The organism is Allobaculum sp. JKK-2023 (genome assembly GCF_034745455.1).
In the GTDB taxonomy this organism is placed as follows: domain Bacteria; phylum Bacillota_I; class Bacilli_A; order Erysipelotrichales; family Erysipelotrichaceae; genus Allobaculum.
This window is the reverse complement of record NZ_JAYERV010000003.1, coordinates 194541-217606: the sequence shown is the minus strand read 5'-3', so window position 1 is coordinate 217606 and position 23066 is coordinate 194541. Positions and strand designations below refer to the sequence as shown.

General features: G+C 45.3%; 18 protein-coding genes, 1 pseudogene and 1 riboswitch. Of the genes and pseudogenes, 15 read left to right on the top strand and 4 right to left on the bottom strand.

Annotated elements, in window-relative coordinates:
- The first annotated feature begins 119 nt into the window (after positions 1-119).
- Positions 120-494 carry a family 1 glycosylhydrolase gene (locus tag U4956_RS00975; RefSeq protein WP_323091421.1) on the top strand — a complete coding sequence of 125 codons (375 nt, stop codon included), beginning with the start codon at positions 120-122 and terminating at the stop codon, positions 492-494.
- Positions 495-629: 135 nt separating this feature from the next.
- Here U4956_RS00975 and ispH read toward each other — a convergent pair whose 3' ends face one another.
- On the bottom strand, positions 630-1499 hold the full coding sequence (gene ispH, locus U4956_RS00970) for a 4-hydroxy-3-methylbut-2-enyl diphosphate reductase (protein ID WP_323088340.1): 870 nt from the start codon (positions 1497-1499) through the stop codon (positions 630-632).
- A gap of 450 nt (positions 1500-1949) precedes the next feature.
- Here ispH and U4956_RS00965 point away from each other — a divergent pair, with 450 nt between their 5' ends.
- The 3 genes from U4956_RS00965 (at position 1950) to U4956_RS00955 (ending at position 7057) form a co-directional block, all read left to right on the top strand.
- The gene (locus U4956_RS00965) at positions 1950-3263 is read left to right on the top strand and encodes a DEAD/DEAH box helicase (protein WP_323088338.1); all 1314 of its coding nucleotides are present in this window, start codon (positions 1950-1952) and stop codon (positions 3261-3263) included.
- A complete protein-coding gene (locus U4956_RS00960) occupies positions 3260-4120 on the top strand; it encodes a deoxyribonuclease IV (protein WP_323088336.1) in 861 nt (286 codons plus the stop codon). The genes U4956_RS00965 and U4956_RS00960 overlap by 4 nt, the downstream gene beginning before the upstream one ends.
- Positions 4121-4693: 573 nt before the next feature.
- Positions 4694-7057: a CHAP domain-containing protein gene (locus U4956_RS00955; RefSeq protein WP_323088334.1), complete on the top strand. Its 2364-nt coding sequence runs from the start codon at positions 4694-4696 to the stop codon at positions 7055-7057.
- 117 nt (positions 7058-7174) lie between these two features.
- Here U4956_RS00955 and U4956_RS00950 read toward each other — a convergent pair whose 3' ends face one another.
- Positions 7175-8098: a putative manganese transporter gene (locus tag U4956_RS00950; RefSeq protein ID WP_323088333.1), complete on the bottom strand. Its 924-nt coding sequence runs from the start codon at positions 8096-8098 to the stop codon at positions 7175-7177.
- Between the two features lie 78 nt (positions 8099-8176).
- Positions 8177-8308, bottom strand: a complete 132-nt coding sequence (locus tag U4956_RS00945; RefSeq protein ID WP_323088331.1) for a hypothetical protein — start codon at positions 8306-8308, stop codon at positions 8177-8179.
- Between the two features lie 277 nt (positions 8309-8585).
- On the opposite strand from U4956_RS00945, the gene U4956_RS00940 reads away from it, so the two are divergent.
- From U4956_RS00940 to U4956_RS00890, 11 genes and pseudogenes are all read left to right on the top strand, one after another.
- Positions 8586-9284: a hypothetical protein gene (locus U4956_RS00940; protein ID WP_323088330.1), complete on the top strand. Its 699-nt coding sequence runs from the start codon at positions 8586-8588 to the stop codon at positions 9282-9284.
- Positions 9285-9368: 84 nt separating this feature from the next.
- On the top strand, positions 9369-9668 hold the full coding sequence (locus U4956_RS00935) for a transposase (protein WP_323088329.1): 300 nt from the start codon (positions 9369-9371) through the stop codon (positions 9666-9668).
- A 17-nt stretch (positions 9669-9685) separates the two neighbouring features.
- A complete protein-coding gene (locus U4956_RS00930; RefSeq protein ID WP_323091419.1) occupies positions 9686-10609 on the top strand; it encodes an IS3 family transposase in 924 nt (307 codons plus the stop codon).
- A 453-nt stretch (positions 10610-11062) separates the two neighbouring features.
- The gene (locus tag U4956_RS00925; protein ID WP_323088327.1) at positions 11063-11887 is read left to right on the top strand and encodes a transposase; all 825 of its coding nucleotides are present in this window, start codon (positions 11063-11065) and stop codon (positions 11885-11887) included.
- A 44-nt stretch (positions 11888-11931) separates the two neighbouring features.
- The gene (locus U4956_RS00920) at positions 11932-12963 is read left to right on the top strand and encodes an L-serine ammonia-lyase, iron-sulfur-dependent, subunit alpha (RefSeq protein ID WP_323088326.1); all 1032 of its coding nucleotides are present in this window, start codon (positions 11932-11934) and stop codon (positions 12961-12963) included.
- On the top strand, positions 12960-14261 hold the full coding sequence (locus U4956_RS00915; protein ID WP_323088324.1) for a serine dehydratase subunit alpha family protein: 1302 nt from the start codon (positions 12960-12962) through the stop codon (positions 14259-14261). The genes U4956_RS00920 and U4956_RS00915 overlap by 4 nt, the downstream gene beginning before the upstream one ends.
- 234 nt (positions 14262-14495) lie before the next feature.
- Entirely contained in the window at positions 14496-16040 is a 1545-nt protein-coding gene (locus U4956_RS00910; protein WP_323088323.1) for a transposase, read from the top strand.
- Between the two features lie 375 nt (positions 16041-16415).
- Positions 16416-18107, top strand: a complete 1692-nt coding sequence (locus U4956_RS00905) for an FAD-dependent oxidoreductase (protein ID WP_323088321.1) — start codon at positions 16416-16418, stop codon at positions 18105-18107.
- A 244-nt stretch (positions 18108-18351) separates the two neighbouring features.
- Positions 18352-18813, top strand: a pseudogene (locus tag U4956_RS00900) (nitroreductase family protein).
- The gene (locus tag U4956_RS00895) at positions 18792-19022 is read left to right on the top strand and encodes a nitroreductase family protein (protein ID WP_323088319.1); all 231 of its coding nucleotides are present in this window, start codon (positions 18792-18794) and stop codon (positions 19020-19022) included. The pseudogene U4956_RS00900 and the gene U4956_RS00895 overlap by 22 nt, the downstream one beginning before the upstream one ends.
- Before the next feature lie 470 nt (positions 19023-19492).
- Positions 19493-20929, top strand: coding sequence for an MFS transporter (locus tag U4956_RS00890; protein WP_323088317.1), 1437 nt, complete (start codon positions 19493-19495; stop codon positions 20927-20929).
- Between the two features lie 142 nt (positions 20930-21071).
- Here U4956_RS00890 and U4956_RS00885 read toward each other — a convergent pair whose 3' ends face one another.
- Complete coding sequence (locus tag U4956_RS00885) at positions 21072-22550, bottom strand: hypothetical protein (protein WP_323088315.1); 1479 nt, start codon at positions 22548-22550, stop codon at positions 21072-21074.
- Positions 22551-22908: 358 nt separating this feature from the next.
- A riboswitch (TPP riboswitch) is annotated at positions 22909-23014 on the top strand.
- The last annotated feature ends 52 nt before the right edge of the window (positions 23015-23066 follow it).

The window sequence follows — 23066 nt, the reverse complement described above, 5'->3', positions numbered from 1 at the left end:
CTTTCTGTCCGGTCTTTGTCTGTTTCCAGGTTTCTGGAAAATGGTCTTGTCCAGAGCAGGCAGAAGTGAAACAATGAAAATGTCTATACATTTAGTGCTTCTCATGGCGGGGATGGCAGATTGATCCAAAAGGGATGGAAATTGCTCTGCTCGATCTGGGAGCCAAATACCACATACCAGTCATAGTCGTTGAAAATGGCTATGGGGCAAAAGATGAGCTGGTCGATGGAAAGATCGAAGGTGACTATCGCATTGAATATATGAAAGATCACTTACAGTCTCTAAAAGATGCTGCAGCCAAAGGCGTTGATATCCGTGGATCTCTGATGTGGGCGCCGATCGATATTCTCTCTTCTCATGCCGATATGGAGAAATGGTATGGCGTCATCTATGTCAATCGTGATAATCAGGATCTCAAAGATCTGAAGCGAATCCCTAAAAAATCGTTTGCCTGGTATCAGAAGGTGATTGCCTCCAATGGCGAAGAACTCTGATGAAACCTGACCAAATCAGATGAAAACCCGCAGAAGATTTCAATGAAAGATTGAAGTGCTTCTGCGGGTTTTCGTCGCGAAAGCAAAAGGATTGAAATTTGCACGAACAGTCTGAGGATCCAGTCCGAATTTGGATCAGCTCTGGAAGGTTTTGATCTTTTCGATGATCTGGTCTTTAAGATAGGCGGGTGTGCTCGCACCAGAGGTAATGGCTGCTTTTTTGACACCTTCCAGCTCTTCCATTTGCAGCTGGCTTTCGGATTCGATCTGTAGGATCCGGGGAATGCCAGCCGCTTTGCCTGTCTGAGCCAGGCGGTTGGTGTTGTTGCTTTGTGGATCGCCAACGACGATCAGCAGATCAATGTTCTGATTTTGCAGATCGAGGACCGCTTTCTGGCGCACCCGGGTGGCATTGCAGATTTCGCTGCAAAATTCTGCCTGTGGATAGCGCTGGCGAATCTGTTCGAATAAGGCTTCCAGATCGAGAACGGACATGGTGGTCTGGTTGGTGACAAAAATTTTTCCTTCCAGGTTTTCTGGAAGATCCTCAATGGTTTCAATCAGATAGATGCCTTCATGGCCATAAACTGCGCCTTCAGCTTCCGGATGGCCTTTTTTTCCAATATATAAAATCGTATCCCCTTCACTCTGCCGGCGGGCGATCAGTTTCTGGGTGGCCAGAACAAAAGGGCAGGAAGCATCGACAATATGCAGACCTTTTTTCTGGGCTTTCTGGCGGACTGCATCCGAGACGCCGTGGGCAGTGAAGACTACGGTTCCCTGATGGATTTCGTCGAGCAGTTCCAGCCGGTTTTTGCCTTTGGCCTCCAGAACTTCCAGACCTTGTTTTTTTAAGGCATCGTTGACATAGGCGTTATGAACCAGTGAGCCTAAAACTGTGACGGGTTTTGGGCAGTCGGAATGCAGAGTTTCCTGTGCTTTATCAATAGCTTTTGCGACGCCCTTGCAAAAGCCCTGCACGGGGACATCAATAATTTCAATCATATCGTTACCTCTTTTCGTTTTTCTGATCAGAATGGAGAAATTTTCTTTCCTTACGATGAATCTGACCTGAATCAGAATGGATCTGAGTTTTTGAATGGAAATCAATTCAGAAGCAATTCTGAAAATCTTGAAGCGTCACATCTTGAAGCGTCGGGGATGACAGATAAATTGAGCGGTTGATTGAGTTTGGTTAGTTTGGCGGATGGTGCTTGTTGGACTGAAATCCATCTGATCCTTTGCTCCGCTCAGTCTTTCCTGAAATCAATCGAGGATTTTGGCGGTACAATCAAAGCTCAGGAGATCTTTTGATCTTTATGCTCTGATTGTTCTGCCTTCCCTGTGGTCCATCCGTTAACGTTTCGATCAATTTTAAGATAGATTTTTCTGTCCGGCCTATCAATTGAACCGAAAGATTCGGTATGCCACAATAACTGAAAGAGGTGTTTTTTAGTGAATCGTATTGAAGAAATGATGAATGTCGAGGGGTTTAAGACCCTGACTCCGATACAGGAAGCGGTTGTGAACCGTAAAAACAAAACGCGTGACCTCATTGGTATTTCCACGACTGGTTCAGGGAAATCACATGCGTTTTTCATGCCGATTTTTGACATGATTGATCCAGAACTCGATAAAGTTCAGGCTGTTATTTCTGTTCCAACCCGTGAACTGGCCTGGCAGCTGTATGAACGCTCCAAAAAGCTGGCTGACCATTTTGGGGTAAGAGTCCGTCTGGTTGTCGGCGGCACGGAAAAGAAAGAAGGCGGTCTGACTCCACAGATCGTGATTGGCACGCCTGGCCGTATGAAAGACCAGTTTCTTGAAGACAAGACACTGCGGCTGGATACGGCTAAGATCATGGTGATTGATGAAGCTGATATGACCCTGGAATTCGGCTTTCTGGAAGATGTCGATGCTATTCTTTCACATATGTCCCAAGATGTTACTGTTATGGTCTTCTCTGCAACCATTCCAGATCTGCTCCAGCCATTCCTGAAGAAATATCTGACCAGCCCGGAACTTATCCGGATTGGCAGTGATGATGAATTTGCGGCAGATATCCAGCATTATCTCGTTCCCATCAAGCACAAAACCATGTCGGAACGTGTCATTGATGTTTTAGGGGCCATCAACCCCTATGTCTGCCTGATTTTTGCCAACTCTAACCAGGAAGCGGCCCGCATTGCCAAAGATATGCGCAATGCCGGTTATGATCTGGTTGAACTGCATGGTGATCTGGAAGCGCGTGAGCGTTCCCGGGCGATCCGTCAGATCCAGTCACAGAAAAAGAGCTATATCGTAGCCAGTGATATTGCTTCGCGTGGAATTGACCTGGAAGGAATCACACATGTCATTTCGTGTGGTTTCCCGAAAGATCTGCGTTTCTATCAGCATCGTTCGGGCCGTACGGGACGCGCTGGACGTGATGGTCTTGCGGTTGCGATCTATTCGCCAAAAGATGCCAATGCGATTGCTTCTTTGAAAAAACAGGGCATTGAATTCAAGGAAATGGATATCAAAGGCAAAGAATTCGTTCCAATTGTTGACCGTACAAAACGTCCGAAATCCAATCAGACCATGACGGCTGAAATGGGCAAGATCCTGCATAAATCCAAGTCCAAAGTAAAACCGAACTATAAGAAAAAACGCAATGAAGCCATGGAACGGGCACGTCATAAAGCCAAACGCGCTCTCATCCGTAAGGAAATTCAGGAACAGAAACGGGAACGCGCCAAAGCAAAACAGCGCGCCAAGAACGAACGATGAGATATCTTGGCTGTCACGTTGGCATGAAAGCACCCCGGTATTTTGAGGGCTCGATTGCCGAAGCATTATCCTATGGGGCGGATGCCTGCATGATTTATACCGGTGCCCCACAGAACTCCAAACGAAAACCCATTGAAGAGATGCATATTGAGCAGGGGATCAAACTGTATCAGGATGCGGGATGGCAGGCTTTTCAGATTGTTGTCCATGCGCCCTATATCATCAATCTGGCCAATTCCATCAAAGAAGACACCGCCTATTTCGGCCGGGACTTTCTCAAGGAAGAACTGCGCCGGACTGCTGCCATTGGGTCTCACTATCTTGTTTTACATCCCGGTTCCCATTTAAAAGCAGGTGTAGAAACCGGAGTGGAATGGATTGTCAATGGCCTTAATGACGTGCTGGATCAGGATGACAGTCAGGTCATCATCTGCCTGGAAAGCATGGCTGGCAAAGGCAGTGAAGTGGGCCAGACCTTCGAAGAACTGGCCAGAATCATCCAGGGTGTCCATCGATCCGATCGGATTGGGGTCTGTCTGGATACTTGTCATCTGCATGATGCCGGTTATGATCTGGATGACTTTGATGCTTTGATGGATGAGTTCGATCACAAGATTGGTCTGGACAGACTGAAAGTCTTCCATATTAATGACTCCAAAAATATCAGAGGCTCCCATAAGGACCGTCATGAAAATATCGGGAAGGGCAACATTGGCTTTGAAACTCTGGCCCGTATTGTTCATGATTCCAGACTGGAAGATGTGATCAAAATTCTGGAGACACCCTATATTGAGGATCAGCCGCCTTATCAGGATGAAATCAATCGGCTGCGCGCCTGGAATCCAGAAGATCAGTAAAAACTGCCCAAAAAGATCGTGCTGCATAGCAGGGAGCACTTAAGCTTCAGCATCCTGTTGCAGCCCGGTCTTTTTTCCTTGAAAACAGTGCCGATCCATCCACCGCTTTTATTTTGGTATGTAGTTGCAAGCCATGCTGTTTCTTTGGAGAAGAAGCGCAGCAGGAAGAGGACGTCTGTAAAGTGAGAAGAGATCTGTCAAAAGTGGATTTACAGCATCGTCCAGACAGTAAAGGTGGTCTCATCTGAATCGGAATGGAAAGAAGTCTGAAAAAAGCGAATCGAAATTCCGGTAAAAATTTGGGAATAGAATATTTTTTGACGCGATGTTTGAAAAAACATCAGCCAAAAATGAACGTTCTTTTTAAGATGGAAAATCGAAATTTGTTTTTCACTTTGTTTGCAGCGATAGATAAAGCAGAAAATGGATCAGATTTCTGTAAGAAATAAAATTCATGCAAAAGAGGCTGCGTTGCGGCAAGGCGGCTTTCAAGGTATAATTCAAACGATGTTTCTTTGCCTGTTGAAAGTGATTCATTTCTAGCCAAAGAGTACATAAAGAAAGGAAGTTGCTTTGAAAAAATTCACAAAGAGCGCAGCGACTCTGCTTGTGACCACTCTGGTGACTCAGAACCTTCAAGGACTCACTGTTCACGCCGCTGGATTTGACCAGCTGCATGATTCAGTGAACCTTCTGACTCTTGAATCTCTTGGAGTGAACAGTAAGCAGATCCGTACGATTAAACAGAACCTGCTCAATCAGCTGGAAGCCTATGCTGCCTTCAGCCAGGAAACCGACCTGCAGTCTCTTCGTGAGCAGGCTTTGGCCGGTCTGAGCATTTTAAGCGAATCCGCCAGTATGCTGTCCAGTCAGGAAGTCGCCTCAATTGTTTCCTGGATTGCCCAGATCCGCAGGATGGATCCAGAATTTCCGGTATTTTCGCCTGCAGATTTTCAGTCTGCTCCTCACAACTCCAATCCCATAACCAAGATAGATTGGCCAAAAATGATCAATCGAATTGGAAATCTCGTTGAATCCAAGGCACAAGCGGACAAGGAAGAAGCTCTTCGCAAAGAAGAGGAAGAAAAAAAAGCGGCTGAAAAAGCCCGGCTTGAGCAGGAACAGGCAGCTGCAGCCCAGGCCGCAGCCCGCACCGTCGTCCGTGTTCCTGTTGTCCGCCAGGTCACCTATACAACCTACACGCCAGCACCACAGCCCGCAGCTCCCGTACAAACACCTGTTTCCAGCGGTGAATTTGAAGAGAATTCCTTTGAACCGATGGATGCAGCCCCAGTGCAGACGACAGATCCAGCAGGGGGTGCTGTTCAGAATTTTGAAGCTCCAGCAGCCGATCCAGTCCAGTTCAATGTAGAACCATTAACTGTTACCACGACGGATGTCACGGTTGAGCCAGCCGTTGCCACAACAGGCTATGACTATACAGATATTCAGGTTGATTCGGTTGCCTATAGTAAACCCGAACCGATCGCTTACACGGATATCACCCCTGAACCAACGGGTATGGCTTCAGCTGAAGTCGAAGAGATGCCGCCGGCCTATGAAGAATTGGAAAATGAGCGTCCTGAGCAAACGACAACCACCACAATAGTCGTTGAACAGGAAGTCGTCCCTGCACCCGTTGAGACGCCAGCTCCTTCCGTACAGACACCATCCACTTCCCAGACCGATTCAGCTGGAACCTCATCCAGTACGAACTCAGCAGCAGAATCTGACTCAACAGCATCGGATTCGTCTGCTTCCTCAAATTCGTCCAGTTCCTCGAATTCAAGTACAGACTCTCCGGATCCGTCGACCACCCAGCCATCGGTTTCTGTTCCGATTACCGGCGGGGTCGAAGAACTGGAAGATCAGTTTGAAGAACTGCCGGATGGCAGCGGCTCGACAGCTGATAAACCCGATCAGGCGCTGCCAGATCAAAAGGATGATCCGGCTGCCGATGAACCCAATATCGGAAGTTCACCAGATGAGTTCCCACAGCCGGGGGATTCTTTTACGCCAGTGGAGACGCCAGACATAGATGTCACTTTACCAGGACTGCCCTTTGAGTCTGTGGATGGAGAGCTGGTCTATACCGGCCCGGCTTCTCCTTCGAAAAACGATTTTATCCAGACGGACTTACCGATCTCGACGACTTATGTTACGTCTGTATCGAATACCTCTTTGATCAGTGTGCGCAAGCTGTCCAAGAAGATCAACTATCGTCTGAAAGTTGAAAAGATGGGAACCATCAATCTGCTTCCAGATTTCAAAGACTCCAGATCCTGGAAGCTTTCCGGCTCGCCGTACAACGTTCCCTCCCTGTGGGGACAGTGTACCTGGTTTGCCTGGGGTCGTTTCTATGAACTGTATGGCTTCTCGCCACGCTTTTATGGCAATGGCTATGAATGCGTAGACCAGCTGCTTGCAGTACATGGCGATAAGTTCAAACGATCTAAAAAACCGGCGTCCGGGGCTGTGTTCTCGTCTGACTATGCCCATAACCATGTCGGGATTGTTCTGGACTACGACGAAGAAAAAGACCTGTTAACGATTCAGGAAGCCAACCTGGACGGTGTTTCCAACCCCGTCTGGGAAGATGCGATTGAAGACTATCGGACAATCCGCCTGACTTCCGCCCAGATGCGGGCTTTATATGGAGACGTGGTCTACGCCGTTCCTCGTTCGGACACGAAGTTTGTAACGACTTCTTCTTCCAGCCCGAAGAAAGAAGAGAAGCAGGAATCCGGATCCATCAGTGAAGGCCTGAAGAGTCTGAAGGCTCTTGCCAAGGAAAAAGTCAAAGAGAAAGTATTCGTGAGCTTTGATCCAGTCACTCCATCCAAAGAGGATTCTTCAACAGCAGATTCCTCTGCCAATTCGTCGAAAAACGACTTCACAACGGGCGATGAATTTGACACATTTGAAGACTTTGATTGATTTCATTCGATTCCATTTGGATGAGAGATCTGTTTCAATTCATGAATCCAATAAAAAAGGCCAGATCCTGGAAGACTACAGGATCTGGCCTTTTTCTTTAAAGTTGATTCTTCAAAATCAAAGAGCCAGTTCAATCAGCTGGACGATATAGCCGCAGATCAGCGAAGGGATCCACATCAGCAGCAGAATTTTCCATAATTGCTTACGGTCCGGATCATACTGGAACAGGGCCACCAGACCAAGACCGGCATTGGTCATCAGACCAGCAAGCAGTGAACCAAAGGTTAAGGCATGGCTTGCAAATAACTGGCACAAAACAACAGTTGCCGCACAGTTTGGGATAAAGCCAAACAGGGAAGCAAACAATGGCTGATAGACTTCGCTGGTCTGTAAGAAGGCAGCCAGGTTTTCTTCGCCAATCAGCCCGGTGAGGATATTCATCACGACCGAAAAACCAAAGATAAACAGATAAATCTTTCCGGTTCTTAAAAGAGCCGAAAGCCAGACTGGATATTGTGGGTAGCAGCAGGAACACGAAGGCGCATTCTGCATTTCCAGATTGTCTTCAATCTGTTCATCTTCCTGCTCCTCTTCATCCAGTTCCTCTTCGTCTTCAAGATCGTTGAAACTGATGATTTTCTGATTGGGGACAACGAAATGGTCAATGAGCCAGCCGACCGTTGCGGCCAGAAGAAATTTCAGCACCAGCAGCACACCCAGGGAAGGAAGCAGCCGGGGTTCGGAAATCAGAATCGGAACGGCTTCATCACTGGTGGCCAGAAAAACCGCAATCATCGTACCTAAGGTAATATTGCGGCTGACATAAAGCATGGCAGCCAGGATGGAAAATCCGCACTGCGGAATCAGTCCTAAAGCTGCGCCAAACAAAGGTCCATATTTCTGAAGATTCCAGAAAAAGGAGTCGTTGTTATCTGTTTTGCGCTGAAAAGAATCCAGAAACAGATACACCACATACAGGATGGGCAGCATCAGCCAGGTATCTTTCAGAGCATCAAGTAAACTTTCTAATATCAATTCCATGATTTCTGTTATAACACGAATCTCTCATCTTTTTGGTTTCAAGCTCATCTATCCATCTTTTCAAGTCTTTCTTCATTTCTATCTTTCCGGTCTTTTCTTTTGCTTCCTGTGCTCAACAGCCAGATCCATGGACAGGGAGACAGACTTCTTCCTGTCGGCTTTGACAGGATAAAGACTGATAACAATCAGATTCAGATACCATGTAGTCATATATATGCAGCCATATAGCAGCCATATAGCAGCCATATAGCAGCCATATCTAGGAAAACCAGATACGATCTCAAACTCTGTGAAATTCTGTATACCTTTAACATCCGTTTTAGGATTATCTTCTATATCCTAAATTCCCCACTATATACAGAGATGTAGTGGTCCGAAAGTCCTGATATTACTTTTTATAAAGAAATATCAGGACTTTTCTCTTGACTTATTAAGTATGTATAATCTATAATATTTACAAGTTATACATATGTTTTGGAGGCCTGCTATGTCATCTCAAGTGAAGGTTAAAGGTAAAAATGGTCGGATTTATGTTTATGAGGTTGAGTCATTTTGGAACAAAGAGAAGAAAAAACCTGATTCTCATCGTAAATGCATCGGCCATATCGATGAACGGACGGGAGAAATCGTTCCGAATCGGCCTAGAGCTAAAAATGGAAACGGACTTCGTCAATCTAAACCAGAGTCACAGATTACTGTAACTGGCAGCGGCAGTTTTTCGATTGTGGATAAGGCCGCTCGTGAAACGGGGTTAATGGACTGCCTTAAAAAAGTCTTCCCAAATCACTGGCCTTACATTATGACCTGCTGTGAATTTCTAGCCTCTACCGGTGATCCGCTCTACTTAATTGACCGCTGGTCTGCTCATAATGAAACCTACCTTCCTAATGGTTTAATCAGCCAAAGAGTCAGTGAGCTTCTGCAATGTCTTACCTTGTCAAAGCAGCAAGAATTTTTCAGAACATGGATAGCTCATAATGAGTCTAAAGAATACTTTGCCCTGGACATCACAAGTGTTTCATCCTATTCCGAATTCATTTCCATGGTGAAGTATGGCTATAACCGCGATCATGAACCTCTTCCCCAGATTAATCTTCTGATGATTACAGGGCAGAAAAGCAAGCTTCCTATCTATTTCATGCCCCTTGATGGCAAGATCAAGGATGTAAAGGTGAAGTTAGAATAATTAGTGGACAAACCGAATAGAGTTTATTCCTAACCGGTTCTATGTCATAGAGTTACAATTCGAAACGAACAGGAGAGTATTTCTATGGCAAACAAACGGAAACAAATTACTGAAGAGCAGCGAAGAGACGCTCTTCAATATGTTAAAGACCATCCCGATCTGACGATGAAAGAATGCGCAGACAACCTTGGAATTGGGCTGAGCACTTTGAGTCGATTCAAGACACAGGCCAAACGCTCAGAGGATGGTGAACCGGAATTTATTGGATCTGGTCATTATACCAATCCAGTTGAAAAGGAAAATGCCCGTCTCCAAAGGGAACTCAAAGATGCTCTTGAGGCGCTAAAGATCTTAAAAAAAGCTATAAGCATTCTGGGAAATTAAACTCCACGCTCTATAGCCTGGTACACGAAGAAAGCGAAAAAGGAGAAGACTTCTCCGTGGCCAGAGTGCTTAAACTACTCGGCCTCTCCAGATCTGGTTATTATGCCTGCCTCAATCGAAAACCCAGTAATCAGGCGATACGTAAAGAAGATGTGAAAAAACAAATACAAAAAATATATGATCAGAGTCACCAAAATTACGGTGCCCCGAAGATTGGAGTTCTTCTACGCAGGCAAGGCTACACGATTACAGATCGAACCGTCGGTACCTATATGAAAGAGATGGGTATCCGGGCACAATGGATAAAAAAGCCACAGCGGCCTTCAATTATCCCAGGAACGGATCAAAAGCTCAGAAACATTCTGAAGCAAAAGTTCAATCCTGATCAACCAAATGCGGTCTGGTGTACTGATATTACCTATATTCACACCCGACAGGAAGGGTTTGTCTATTTAACCTGTATCATGGACCTCTTTTCAAGAAAGATTATTGCCTGGAAATTATCCAGAACCATGGAGGCTGAAGATGTTCTGGAAGCGCTGGAAACGGCTAAAATCAGGCGAAAATCCGATCGGCCAATTGTATTGCATACAGACCAGGGTATCCATTTTACCTGCAGCCACTATCAGAATCTGACTTCCGATATGATTCGCAGCTACTCCAAAAAAGGGTACCCTTACGATAATGCCTGCATTGAATCCTTCCATTCTCTAATCAAAAGAGAGTGGCTTAACCGATTTGAGCTGGAAAATTACTGGCAGGTCTATCGCTTATGCGATCAGTATATCGAGAGTTTCTATAACCCGGTACGAATTCATAGCCACTGCAATTACCTGTCTCCAAACACCTTTGAGCAGATGAAGGCAAGTTCTAATGCACAACCATTTACAAATGAAAAACAGAAAACTGCATCCGCAGAAAAAACGGATAGTGGAGGATGATAGCCGCGTTGCCAGGATCCAGTTCTCGAAAGGCGCAGCCGCTCGAGAACGTGAGCTGTCATACGGCATCATAGATAGCTTGAAAGACTTTCACCGTCGCTTCGCTCGATGGAAGACCTGAGTGCACAGGCGGTCGTAGGCTGACAAGGGTTTAAGCGACAGCGGCCCTTTTCAGCCGTAGACCGAATGTGCGACGATGGTCATCGAGCAAGCGACGAGTGAAAGTCCCACACACCTCACCGGAGCGAGCTGCGGTCCAGCGTGCCACGCTGGTGCAGTCCAGCCGCAGAGGCTGGTCGCCGATAGGCGAAACGGAAAACGAACAAATAAGGCTAAAGGAAAGCCGCAGAAAAAAAGTAGTTAGGGCTTCTACTGATAAGAAACCTCTATTTTAGTTGTACTAAATCTTGACATAGGACCAAGGCACTGAAGTCCGTTTTGGAGAACCAGACGATGATTACCCCAAAAATGCTTTCTTTGATCATGGATAAAGGATTTTTCTCGTTATACAACCTGGAGGCTCTCTATAAGGACCATTTTCACTTTGCGTTAGGTGTACCTTTTACCAGTAAGATCGCCAAAGAAGCTGTAGAAAAATACAGAGATACGATTGAAAGCCACTACAATGTGGTGAGTGTTGCAGGTGATGAGGTTTATGGAGTAACAGAGCTGCAGAAATGGGAAGGCCATCGTCTCTATCTCCATATTTATTTTGACAGCGATAAAGCTGCTGGAGAAAAGAAAGCATTCAATCATAAATTGCATACTACTTACCAGGCGCTCTGCAACGATGAAAAGGTAAATGATGAGAAATTCGTTGAAACGTATTTCACCATAAAAGAGACAAAAGTCAGAGGACGCAAGGTTCTCTATAACGATGCGGCCATCGAAAGCCATCTAAAAAACAGAGTGGGCTGGTTTGTCATGGCCAGTAATTTCATCAAGGATAAAACAGAAGCATTGACCATCTACAGAGAGAAAGACTGCGTTGAAAAGTCATTTGATGACCTGAAAAATCAGATGGATATGAAACGATTGAGAGTCCACAGTGAAGAGACAATGAACGGGCGGATATTCATACAGTTTCTGACATTGATCCTGGTTGTTTGGATTCGTCAGAAGCTTTCAGAAGTGAAATGGTCCAATAAGTATTCCTATCAGGAAATCATGAATGAGATTGGAGAACTTAAGAAAATCAGCGTGGAAGGAAAAAGAAAAAATCTGACTCTGCAGACAACCAGTCTACAGAATCAGATTATGGAACTATTCGGCCTTTAATGGACATGTGTATAAAGGCGGGAATTTAGGCTATATCTTCCGATATGGAAACGTTTATTAGAAAAGAAATGAAATATATGATCACTGATCAGCAGAAACAGCAATTGCTTGAATGCCTTCAATCAAAGATTGAACCAGACATCTATTTTGACTGCACGATCTATTCGATCTATTTTGATACCAGGCAGCTTGATTTATTGCGCCATTGCGAAGGAAAACCGGGCCTGAAACAGCAAGTCCGTCTTCGCTCTTACCAACCTGCTTATGATGCGACGACGTCCGTTTTTCTGGAACTGAAAAAGAAAGCGGCTGGAACCAGTTTTAAGACGCGCCATGAATTCACCCTGCCAGACCCCAAAGAATTTCTGCTCTCTGGGCAGGCGGTCGATCAGGCAACCCGGGAGCTGTCTTCGATGTTAAGCCGCTATGAACTGCTGGCCCAGAATGGAAACCAGATCATCTCGGAAGACGAACAGAAAACAGCCGCTCTGCTTTGCGGTGCGGCCATTGAAGCAAGAGTTCTTGGCCTTCCACAGCCGGCGATGAGTGTTACTGGATCTGGAGCCCATGGAATTATTGCTACGATGCCATTGTTCGCAGCCGCAAAAGTCAGCGGCTATGATGACGAAACGCTGTTACGCGCACCAGCCCTGAGTGATCTGATCTGTATGTACATCAAAGAGTATTCAGGAAAGCTGTCAGCGTTCTGCGGATGTACCATAGCGGCTGGAACCGATATGGCCTGTGGGCTGGTGCTGCTGCATGGCGGAGGTCTGATTCAGATGAAGCAGACGATTAACAATATGGCCAGCAGCATTACCGGCATGATCTGCGATGGCGGAAACCAGGGCTGCACAATGAAAGGTGTCATGGCGGTGGATGCAGCATGGCGGGCTGCAAAGATGGCCCTCCAGGGAATTTATGTCTTTGATGTTCATGGAATCAATGGCACAACTCCAGAAAAGACAATGTATAACATGGGAAAGATTGCCTCTCCAGGCATGATTGGAACCGAGAAAACGATAATGGATATTCTCAACCAGAAGCAAAAAGAAAAGGAGTCTCGAAACGCATGAAACGCACAAGCATTCTCTATCAGGCATATACCCAGATTTTAAAAGAAGAACTCATTCCGGCGATGGGATGCACCGAACCGATTGCCATTGCCTATGCAGCCGCGAAGGCCAGGGAAGTACTTGGCAGTATGCCGGACCTAGTCAAAATCGGCGTGAGCAATAACATTATTAAAAACGTAAAAAGCGTTATTGTACCCAATACGGGCGGCATGAAGGGAATTGAATCCGCAGCGGTTGCGGGCATTGTAGCCGGCCGCGCTGAAAAAGCCCTCGAAGTGATTTCTGAGGTAACCGATGAGCAGAAAGAGAAGATGGGCGAATTTCTCAATACGGTTCCTGTCTCCGTTGAAGCTGTTGATAATGGATTCATCTTCGATATCCTGATTGCTTTGTATAATGGTCCAGAATGTGCCATCGTTCGAATCATCAATTACCATACCAATATCGTCTACATCAAGAAAAATAACGTCCTTCTGCTCAACACAGTGAACGAACAGAACAATTCCTGTGCCAATGAAAACCCGGTAGAAAGTGGATTAACGGATAAGAGCCTTCTGACCATCGAAGAAATCTATGATTTTGCCAATACCTGTGATCTGGCAGATGTCCAGGATGTCATCGCCAGACAAATCGAGTACAACACAATTATTTCTGATGAAGGACTTCGCAATGAGTATGGTGCCAATGTGGGCTCAACCATGCTGAAATTTTATGGGGATAATGTTCGAAACCGGGCGATTGCCAGAGCCGCAGCCGGTTCTGATGCCCGCATGAGCGGCTGCGAACTTCCGGTTGTAATCAACTCCGGTTCTGGAAACCAGGGAATCACGGTCTCTGTTCCGGTGATTGAATATGCCAAATCCCTTGGTGCCAGCAAAGAGCAGCTGTACCGCGCCCTGGTTCTTTCCAACCTGATTGCCATTCATGAAAAAGCCGGAATCGGACGTCTGTCAGCCTATTGTGGAGCAGTCAGCGCCGGATGTGCGGCAGGCTGTGGAATTGCCTATTTATATGGAGCAGATTGTGAAGGGATTGAACATACCCTGGTCAACGCGCTGGCAATTGTATCCGGCATTATCTGCGATGGAGCAAAACCAAGCTGTGCAGCTAAAATTGCGTCCAGCGTTCAGGCCGGAATTCTTGGCTACCACATGTATCTGAATGGCCAGGAGTTCAAAGGCGGCGATGGCATCGTCACCAAAGGAGTCGAAAATACGATCCGCAACATCGGAAGACTTGGCAGGGATGGCATGAGAGAAACCGATAAAGAGATCGTCAACATCATGATGAATCAGTAACTGTATCCTTTCAGCTTCAAAAGACGACTCTCATAAATTCGAAACACCTTTAGGTGTCATGGATTTTATATTCACCATTTTTCGTTTTTCCTACATTCAGAAGCGAAAGATGGTATTTTTTATTTGAACAAATATTAACTTTTTATTAAGTGTTGGATTGAGCGTTGAAAACTTAACACTTTTCTGCAGGCTCCTGCCGATCAGAAAAACGACTTTTAGAAAGGAGCAGTCGAGATGTTAACCGTTTCTAGTACTCACCAGGATTTTTTACAGGATCTGAATGGCCGGATAGCCATCATGCACTCTTCGCAAATTGACAGGCTTAACGATCTGTCATACGCCATGGCTTTAGGTAAGGTCACTCTGCTTAATCTGGATCCAGTTATAGATGTGATTTCTCACCTGTATTCCTCCAGAGGGCGACCTGCTGCCGATCCACGGATGCTTATTCGTTCTCTGATTCTTATGTATCACTTCCAGGAAACCAGTATTCAGTTATGGCATGACCGCCTTGAGTACGACTTTTTACTCCGGGTACTTTGCGGCATCAGTGGACGCAACCCAGCAGTCGGGACCTATTATTCCTTAATGGATCGACTTTATCTGTGGGATATTTCTGTGAACATCCTTCCCGCAGGAAAGAATAATAAGCCTAAGAAAGCTAAAAAGCCAAAAGGCAAGCCGGGACGAAAGCCAAAAAACTCTGCCAGTCCTCCAGATTCTGATATTGATCAGTCCGGGACACCAAATCCAACCAGAAAGGGAGAAAAAATGAACCTGAATCCTCCCGGGGCGACAACCTCCCTGGCGATTCAGGCTCAAATGGGCGAGATTGACCCAGAAAGGTCTATCAGGATTCTTCAAGCTCTCTTTAAAGAAATTGCGGTGGAACCATCTATCGCAATGGGCCTGATCGATCCGGGTAATCTCATTCTTTCGGGTGATGGAACCGCTGTCTATGTTCACGCAAACAACAGAGGTCATCATCTATTAGAATACACTGGAACCGAAAAATTTGATACCCTTCGTCGTTATTCTGATCCTGATGCCAGTATTGGTTTTGACAGTGATAAGGGAGATTACTATTTTGGCTTTACAGGCTATTTTAACGTTGTTCATAACTCCGATAAAAATATTGATCTGCCAATCCACTTTATGATCGAATCTGCCAGAGAACACGATTCAACCATTTCGATTAAAGCAATAAACCAGGTCAGGCACTTATATCCGAACATAAACATTACTCATCTCTGTCTGGACAGCGCCAGTGATAATGAAGCGACTTTTCAGCTGTGCGAAAACTGGTCTATCAATCCCGTTATCGACCTCAATAAAAGAAGAGGAAAAGGAACCGAAAAAGGCAGCGTAACCATTTCCTCTACCGGCAAGCCAATATGCAAATCAGGCGAAGAGATGTACTGTACTGGTTTTGACAAAACACATAATGCCTATAAATATCGCTGTCCGTATGTTATGAAGCGAATTCCGGAGTGCTCCCATCGTGACGAATGTTCAAAAGGTACCTATGGCCTCTCCGTCTACCTGAAGTGTAACAGTGCCAGAGAAAGGGCTATGCAGAAGCATGGAACCAAAGAGTGGAAGACAGTTTATAACAATCGGACAAGCTGTGAGCGAGTCAACAATCGTTGTCTGAATGATTACGGTCTCCACAAAACGAAAACACGTACTCAGCGCCGGATATCATTTGTAACCTTTCTTGTATGTGTAAACATTCATACAGATGCCTGGTTAAAAGAGGAAAAGGCAGCTAATAATTAGTGTGAAAAAACAAACTAGTATTCCTACTTTTTTTAATGCGGCCTTTTTTTCAGATCGACTGAAACTGACTTCTCAAAACTTTCTTTGAGAAAGACAGAACTAATAAAAGCCGCTTAGCTAATATTTTATTAATAATTAGTTAATAATTTATTCAGATTCCTCCTAGAATTTATGAGAGTGCTCTCAAAAAACTGAAGAAAGCAGAATGTCGCAACAAAATGGGATTCCTTCAAAAAAGAATCCCATTTATAATTTGTTTTGTCTTACTCAAGTTTAATCAGAACAATATTGGCTTGTCTTATCCAAGTCGAATCAAAAAGGATTTGATTGTTTCTGATGGAAGATCCGATTCTTAGATCAGAAAAGGAGAAAAAAATGAAAGTAGTAATTGTCGGAGGCGTAGCTGGCGGGGCGACCGCTGCTGCCCGAATCCGCCGACTCGATGAAAATGCAAAGGTGATGGTCTTTGAACGTTCCCACTATATTTCTTATGCAAACTGCGGACTGCCCTATTACATTGGGGATGTCATTACGGATCCGCACGATCTTACTCTCCAGAGTCCGGAGAGTTTTAAACGGCGCTTTCAGGTCGACATGAAAGTCCGCCATGAAGTTACAGCCATTCATCCGGATCGTAAAACTGTTTCAGTAACCGATCTGGAAACGGGCGAACAGTTTGAAGAACCCTATGATAAACTGCTGCTCTCACCAGGAGCCAAACCTGTTCTGCCAAGACTCACTGGCATGGATGCCGATCAGCTGTTCACTTTGCGAACAGTCGAAGATACTTTACGCATCAAGGACTACATCGATACTCATCATCCAAAATCAGTCGTTCTTGCCGGTGGTGGATTTATCGGTCTGGAGCTGGCGGAAAACCTGCGGGAGCTGGGCATTGATGTGACCATTGTCCAGCGTCCAAAACAGCTTATGAATCCGTTTGATCCAGATATGGCTGCCCTGATTCAGGCCGAAATGCGCCGCCATGGCATCAAACTGGCACTCGGTCATACGGTTGAAGGCTTTGTCAAAAAAGAAAATGGTGTGGATGTTCTGCTCAAAGACCAGAACCCGATCCATGCCGATATGGTCATCCTGGCCATCGGCGTCACTCCTGACAGCAAGCTGGCCAAAGAGGCCGGTCTGGAGTTGGGGATAAAGAACAGTATTGTTGTCAATGACAAGATGGAGACTTCAATCCCGGATATTTATGCGGTTGGGGATGCCGTCCAGGTTAAACATGCAGTAACCGGTCAGGATGCACTGATCTCTTTAGCCGGTCCGGCCAATAAACAGGGTCGGATTGCAGCAGATAATATTTGCGGCAAGGACAGCCATTTTATGGGTTCCCAGGGAAGCAGTGTTCTGAAAGTCTTTGATTTGACCGCTGCAACAACGGGCATGAATGAAACCAACGCCCGTAAAGCCGGCCTGGATGCGGATTCAGTCATCCTTTCGCCAATGAGTCATGCCGGCTATTATCCAGGCGGCAAAGTCATGACCATGAAAGTTGTTTTTGAAAAGGGAACCTATCGACTCCTGGGCGCCCAGATCGTCGGCTATGAAGGTGTGGATAAACGCATAGATGTACTGGCTGCTGCCATCCATAACAAGATGAACGCGGGAGATCTCAAAGATCTGGACCTTGCCTATGCGCCCCCTTATTCTTCGGCTAAAGATCCAGTTAATATGGCTGGCTTCATGATCGAAAATATTCAGGATGGCATTCTCAGACAATGGCACCTGTCCGATCTGGATGCGATCAGGCACAATCCGCATATCACCCGATTGGATGTCCGGACTCCAGAGGAATACAGCAGCGGCCATATTGAGGGCTTCCTGAATATCCCGGTGGATGAACTCAGAAACCGGCTGAATGAGATCGACCCATCAAGACCAGTTTATGTCATCTGCCAGAGCGGATTGCGCAGCTATATTGCCTGCCGGATTCTGGAAGGCAACGGCTTTGACTGTTTTAATTTTGCGGGCGGCTATCGGTTTTATGATGATGTCACCCATGAACGCCAGCTCGTCGAAATGGCAACAGACTGTGGCATGGATTGCTGAAAACGAATCAAGGCTGATCGTCAATAAGATGGTCGGCAAAGCGATGCAGCCTTGACTCGGATCAGATGAAACAGAAACAATTATCGATCTGCTCCTGAATATCCGACCTATGATAAAAGCCGTTCCTGATGGCAGTGATGAAGATTTCTGAGGAGCAAGTATCAGAAGCAAAGAACTGATAGTCAAGAAGAATCAAGGCGCATCATTCATTGGACTGGTGCCTTCTGGAGGAAAGAGGAAGTATATGGATCTAATGGAAGCCATTGAACAACGTCATTCGGTTCGTTCCTATCGCGATGAGCCGATTGAAGGAAAAGTCAAAGAAGAATTGCAGGCCTGGATTGAAAAATGCAACTAGGATAGCGGACTGGACATGCAGCTGGTTTTAAATGAGCCAAAAGCATTTGACGGATTCATGGCGCATTACGGAAAGTTTTCTGGAGTACGAAACTACATTGTGCTGGTCGGAAAGAAGAGCAGCAATCTGGAAGAAACATGTGGTTATTATGGCGAGAAAGTGGTGCTCAAAGCGCAGCAGCTCGGATTGAATACGTGTTGGGTGGCCCTGACCATGAGTAAAGGTGCAGTAAAGAAAAATGTCAAAATTGGACCCGATGAAAAGCTGGTCTGCGTCATTGCAATAGCTATGGTACGACTCAGGGCATTGCACATAAGTCTAAGCCAATGGATGATCTTTGCCATATAGCTCAAAAGCCGGAATGGTTTGTCAACGGCATGAAAGCAGTCATGCTTGCCCCGACAGCTGTCAATCAGCAGAAATTCCAGTTTAGTCTGGATGGCGACCAGGCAACCGCAAAGACAACTGGCGGCTTTTACTCGGATATTGATCTTGGCATTGCAAAATATCATTTCGAGATCGGAGCTAAAAAAGATCGTTCCATCTGGATAAGTTAAGCAACAGGCAGAAGAAGGAGGAAACTCGATCCGTTTTAGAGTAGGGAAGATTGAGCGGGCATTCGGTGAAAAGTGTTCAAGAGATCTGAGTTGTCAAAAACAGAGATTTGAGGGTTTGGCTTTGAGAAGCTTTCTAGAAGTTTCGATGAGTGAAACCCTCATTTTATTTATGGCCTGTTCATTTTAGAGGATGATGCCATACTGAAAGCAGGTCTTGTTTCGATCTAACCATAATCTAAAGTCAGCAAAGGGCAAAACAATGGAAAGTCAAGGGAGAAATGGCTATCAGATAAAGTCACATTTTTTTTGGGCATTATAAGACAAAGTTTCGAAATTGGCGTTCTTTCAAAGATCGATCAAATGGAATGAGATTGTCTTAATGCCTTGCTAATATAACCATAGCAAGTGAATTTCCCTTTGAAATAAGACAAAAAAGCGGAAATCCGCCCGTAAGGAGGAGTAATTACTTTATGGCTGAATCTCAAGCTAAAACATCTGCTCAGGGATTTACCAAGAAACAGTCCAGTATGATCACGCTCGGCTCCGTCCTGCTGATCTTCTTCATTGCTGCTTCCGGTATGTCCCTTGGCTTTATCCAGGGACCAATGCTTGAAAAAATCAATGCAATCGATATGTTTTCCCTGATCACAACGATTTCGACCGTTGCGCTTTGTATCATGACTCCAATCGGAGGCCGTCTGGTCGATATTTACGGTGTTCGAAAAGTCATTTTGTACGGTGGAGCACTTTGCCTGATCACGAACCTGATCCTGCCATTTGCATCCAATAAATTTTTATTCTTGATTGTCAGATTCCTGATGTCTTTGGGCATGGGCGCTTTTGTTACCGCACCATACCTGATGGCACCAATGGTTGTGGCACCGAAAGATGTTCCAAAAATCATGGGTTATTTAACGATTTCCCTTGCTGTTGGATCTTTAGCCGGAAGCTATTTTTCCAATATTCTGAGTGCAAACGGAATGCTGACAATCGGTGTTCTGTGGCCAGCAATTTTCTTGGTTGCATCCATGGCTCTCTGCCTGCCAAATCTGCCACAGCAGCCAAAATCTGCAACGGTAAAACTGGATGTTAAAGGGGTTATCTTACTGAGCCTGACTTTGATCTTCATCTGCATTCCATTAACCTTTGCACCATCGATGGGCTTTGGAAATCCAATGATCTGGGGTGGACTGGTTCTGGGCATTATCTGTCTGGTCCTGTTTATCATGGTCGAAAAGAAAGTCTCTTCGCCACTGATTCCAATGTATCTGTTCAAAAACAAAGAGTATACGATGCTGTTGGTCATCACTTTCCTGTCTGTTTTCTACATGACCGCCATGAACTCTTATCTGCCGCAGGCTATGCGCCAGATCACCCATACTGAAGAATCTGTCATTGGTATCTTCCAGCTGCCACGTACAATCGTTCAGCTGATTCTGCCATCCTTCATTGGAATCTGGCTGACTAAAAACATTGCCAAGAGAACCGCTACTTCCTTAAGTATTACCGGTATCTGCTTAGGTGTATGCTTTACGTTCCTGGTATGGTTTGGTGTGCATATGCCAGTCTGGTTTGTAATTGTCTGCATTACCTTAACCGGTATTGCTGATTCCTTCCGTGCTGTCAGCACAACCCCAGCCGCCCAGCAGCTTCTGACCAAAGCCGATATTGGTATCGGTACTTCGCTGGTCGGATTTGCAATCTCCCTGTCGAACGTTATTTCGGCTTGCGTTGATGGATTTGCCTGGGACAGCCTGCGTCTTGCTCATGAAGGTATTGGTGGTCTGACTGAAGGTGCAGATACAATCTTCCTGATTGCGGCTGTTACTGGATATCTCACATTTATCCTGGCCTTCTTCGTTTACAGAGTAATGGTAAACAAAAGAAACAAAGCAGCTGAAAAGTAAACCTGAACTGAAATTGATCCATACAGTCTGAGGACTGAATTAAAAAAACAAGGAGACTTTGCCAAGCCTCCTTGTTTTTTGCGGGTTGCCCTCTACGAATTGAGGGAATTGTTTTGTCCTGATTTGATTGGCTCAAGCAAAATCAATACACCTCCAGCAAAGATCCAAGCATCGTAACCAGCTCTACCATGGACATATTTTGTTCATCAGGATTTTCTGGATTTGTACCAACACTTGGCAGAGACTGGATTTCTGTTGTTTCTTTAGCGTCAGCCAGAGCCGGGGTGCGGTAGGTATGGATACTCATATATCCCGGATATTCTGTACTTTCAACAGGCTGGTTTTTCTCAATGTCGAGCGCTTCAAGTCCATTTTTAGAAAACTCATCCGCCCAGTCATCGAGGGCCTGGGAGGTTGGTGCATATTCGATATTGACTAGAAGGCCATCGGGGTTTAACAGCCGGCGGGCTCGTTCAGCCATGACTTTGGCTCGGCTTTCTCGCTGTTCTTTGGTAATATCATGATCATTATTCGTCTTTTCGATATCCGTAATTTTTTCTTTCATGATTTGAGTGAGTTCTTCCAGTTGTTCTTTCTCAGTCTCATTCAGTTCTTTATCCATTGTCCGTTCCGTTATCTGTTGCAGTAAAGTATCTAAAAAACGGCCTACTAGACCTTTATCATCGAGTCTTGGCGCAAACCAGGGCTGCTGTTGACTTTCCATGAGGATGACATCATAAGGGCCTTCTTTTTCTTCACTTCCAGCTATCAGATAGTTCAGATTCTCCACTCCGTGCATTACCGAAGGAAGCTGAACGAAAAGGAGTTCTTCCAGACCAAGTTGAACGGCCTCACTCGCTTCATCTTCGCCTTTCCAGAAAATTTTTGAGAAAGGATGATTGGCTGCAAGATAGAAAGCACTCAGAAATCCATACTCCCCAATGCAAAGAATTTTGCCATTGAGCTGCTGTTTATGCCTGCTCATCCATTCGAGATAGGGCAGCAGGATTGTTCTGATTTTTTCGCCATTCACTTCATAAAGTTCTCTTGAAAGATTAACGGAGGTCTCCATAAATGTATCAACAGCATCGTATAATCTCATTTGTTTAAATTCTTCTTCATAATAATCATGATCAAAATCGTCTTCGTAATCGTCGTCGTCTTCGTAATCGTCGTCGTCTTCGTCGTCGTCTTCGTAATCGTCGTCTTCGAATTCGTCATCAACTGCATCCTCGGTCTCAGCTTCATCGAATTCATCATCATCTTCTTTAAGCAGTTCGAGAATTTCTGGATCTCCAGTGTTTCGAAGATAGTCAAAAAGATCGCCAGATGTTTCCTCTTCAAAATCCTGAGTCAGGTTTTGATCTGGATGATCAGCCTGGGATGCATTCGGATTTTTTGGAAGATTCATCTTGTCCTGGTCAGGAACGTCTTCGTCCATACCATGAAAGCTGGAGTAAAACAGATCCTGGATCTCTGATCCGGTACCCATCAGACGACTATACTTAGAAAGGATTGGAGTATCGGAAGGGTGGACTTCTTCCTTCTGGATATTCATTTTCTTCAAAAAGACCTGAACGGAAGATTGTTTTTTCTTTTTGCTTTTGGTTTTCTTGGCCATACGATTTTCTCCTTCTTGATTCTGCTTGTTTCGATCGGCAAGACAATTCGAAATAAGATTTTTTAAATTAAATACAAGCGTTTTCTGGCTCTCTTAGTATACATGAGCCGGTCTGATCCATGCAGGTTTTTCAGGACTGGCGATGGATTTTTGGAGAATGTTACTTATGATCGCCAGACTCTTCTTTTTGCAACTGATCAAAAATGAAAATTTATCCTTCTTTGTTTCCGTTGATTTGAGAGGGCAGGATCAGAGAAGTGAAGAAAGAAACCGCTCTTTGGAAATATTTTTGACAAAAACACCATCATTTTCCCAAATACTGGGCACGGCAATGCATACTGAGCTATAATCATGACGAAAAAGAAAACAGGGGAGCTTGTAAACAGGCTGAGAGGAAGGTGGAACCTTCGACCCTTAAACCTGATGCGGATAATGCCGACGGAGGAAGCGAAAGATCGAACGACGACAGAAGACGCATCCAGGCCTCTTCTGTTTTTTTATTTCATCCACGGAGGA